We start from the raw sequence: 2,232 nt of genomic DNA on the forward strand, positions 1-2,232 counted from the left end.
GGCCCAGGCAGAGCTGGAGGCAGCCGCAGCGGCCGCCGCTGAGGAGGCGATCCAGGCCGCCCAGCAGGAGTTGGAGGCCCAGCTCGCCGAGCAGTTGGCCGGCCGGGTGACCGACGCCACCATCGCCGCCGACCGTGCCCAGGTGCTGCAGGCCAGGCAGGAACTCGCCAAAGCCGAATCGGACCTGGCCCAGGCATCCCTGACCAGCCCGATCGCCGGCACCGTGGGTGCCATCTCGCTGCGTCCCGGTGAGAGCTCGGCCGGCGGTTCGATCACCGTCGTCGGGCCCGGCGCGGCCACCGTAACCATCGACGTTCCGCTCACCGTGCGGGCGCTCACCAACCCCGGCATGGACGCCCGGGTCGGCCCGGTTGGCGGCGACCTCGAACTGCCGGCCCGGGTGGACACCGTCGCGCTGCTGGCCAACTCACCGGGCGAGGACCCCAGCTACCGCACCACCGTGGTGACCGACGATCCAGAGCAGGTCCTGAAGTCCGGCTCAAGGGCCGAGGTGAGCCTGCAGTTGAGGACGGTCGAGGACGTGCTGACCGTGCCGCTGTCGGCGGTGACCAGGATCACCGACACCACCGCCACCGTGCAGGTGGTCGAGAACGACCGGGCCATCGAGTCCGATCAGGTGACCATCGTCACCGGCGCCCAGGGCGGCGGGCGCATCGAGGTGGTGTCCGGGCTCAACGACGGGCAACTGGTGGTGCTGGCCGACCGGCGGCTGCCCATCCCCGGCGGCTTCGACCAGTACCGGGCGCTCGACACAGACGAGTCACCGTCACCGACCCCGGGCCGGTGACCGCCCGGGGTTGGCCCCGCCAGTCTGCCGGGTTTCGGCGCCCCAAGCTGCCCGGGGGTAGCATCAGGTGGGTTTCGAGGAGGTTCACCATCAGCGTCCAACCAGTAGTTGTGCATGACGCGCCGGTACGTCGGCGCTCGGTTGCCGCCGGCGCCGTTGGCAACCTGGTGGAGTGGTTCGACTGGTCGGTGTACGGCTTCTTCGCGCCGTACTTCGCGGCGTCCTTCTTTCCGCAGTCCGACCGGATCGCCCAACTGCTGAGCGTGTTCGCGGTCTTCGCGGTCGGCTTCTTCGTCCGGCCGCTGGGCGGGGCGGTGCTGGGCTCCTACGCCGACCGGCACGGCAGGCGGGCCGGCATGACGCTGACCATCCTGATGATGGCCGGCGCGTCCGCGCTGATGGCGCTGACCCCGGCGTTCGCCACCATCGGGATCGCCGCGCCGATCCTGCTGGTGATCGGGCGCAGCCTGCAGGGCTTCTCGGCCGGCGGGGAGTTCGGCACCTCATCGGTCTTCCTGGTGGAGAATGCCGAGCCCGGACGCCGCGCCTCGGTCGGCATGTGGCAGCAGGTGTCGGTGGGGGCCGGTACGTTGTCGGCGTCCCTGCTCGCCTCGGTGATGTTCGCGGTGCTGTCGCCGGAGGCACTGTCGAGTTGGGGCTGGCGGCTGGCGTTCCTGATCGGGGCCGGTCTGGGCCTGGTCGGGCTGTACCTGCGGGCCCGGGTGCCCGACACCGCGGTCTCGACGCACGTCCGGGCCACCGGGCAGGTGCCCAGGCGTCCGCTGGTGGCGGTCTTCCGCAGCCACCCGCGTCAGGCTTTCCTCGTCATCGCCTTGGTGGCGGCCGGCACCGGGCTGGTGCAGTTCTGGTTCGTCTACCTGCCCACCCTGGCCCAGTTGCGCACCGGCGCTGAGCTGCGGACCGGCCAGGTGGCGGCCGCGATCGGGCTGGCCGTGTTCACCGTGCTGCTGCCGCTGTTCGGCTGGTTGAGTGACCGGTTCGGACGCCGCCCGATGCTGATCTTCTTCGCGCTCGGGTCGGCGGTGAGCTTCGTGCCGCTGGTGCTGGGTCTGCGGCCAAGCCTGCTGAACCTGGCGTTGACGGCCAGCCTGGCCGGGGTGCTGCTGTCGAGCTACGCGGCGTCGCTGGCCGCGGTGATGGCCGAGCAGTTCCCGCCCGAGGTGCGCACCGCCGGCATATCGCTGCCCTACGGGGTGGCGGTGGCGATCTTCGGGGGTCTGTCGCCGCTGGTGGCGACCGCGTTGCAGGACGCCGGCCGGTTCGGGTTCTTCCTGGCCGGGGTGGTCGTGCTCTGCCTGGCCTCGGCCGTGGTGTACTGGCGGATGCCCGAGACCAGGGACCTGCCGCTGTGATCAGGCGCTTGACCCGGGTCCGATCAGCGGCGACGCTGAGCGGATGACGAC

Annotated in this window: 2 protein-coding genes; both read left to right on the forward strand. The window is 71.4% G+C overall.

Annotation, left to right across the window (positions count from 1 at the left end; translation table 11 throughout):
• Positions 1-808: efflux RND transporter periplasmic adaptor subunit (locus WBL05_RS09715; RefSeq protein ID WP_424225531.1), on the forward strand; the 808-nt coding region annotated here is incomplete at its 5' end.
• Between the two features lie 110 nt (positions 809-918).
• Complete coding sequence (locus tag WBL05_RS09720; protein WP_424225532.1) at positions 919-2,181, forward strand: MFS transporter; 1,263 nt, start codon at positions 919-921, stop codon at positions 2,179-2,181.
• Positions 2,182-2,232 lie beyond the last annotated feature (51 nt).

It is taken from the genome of Brooklawnia sp., assembly GCF_049651565.1.
Classification (GTDB): domain Bacteria; phylum Actinomycetota; class Actinomycetes; order Propionibacteriales; family Propionibacteriaceae; genus Brooklawnia.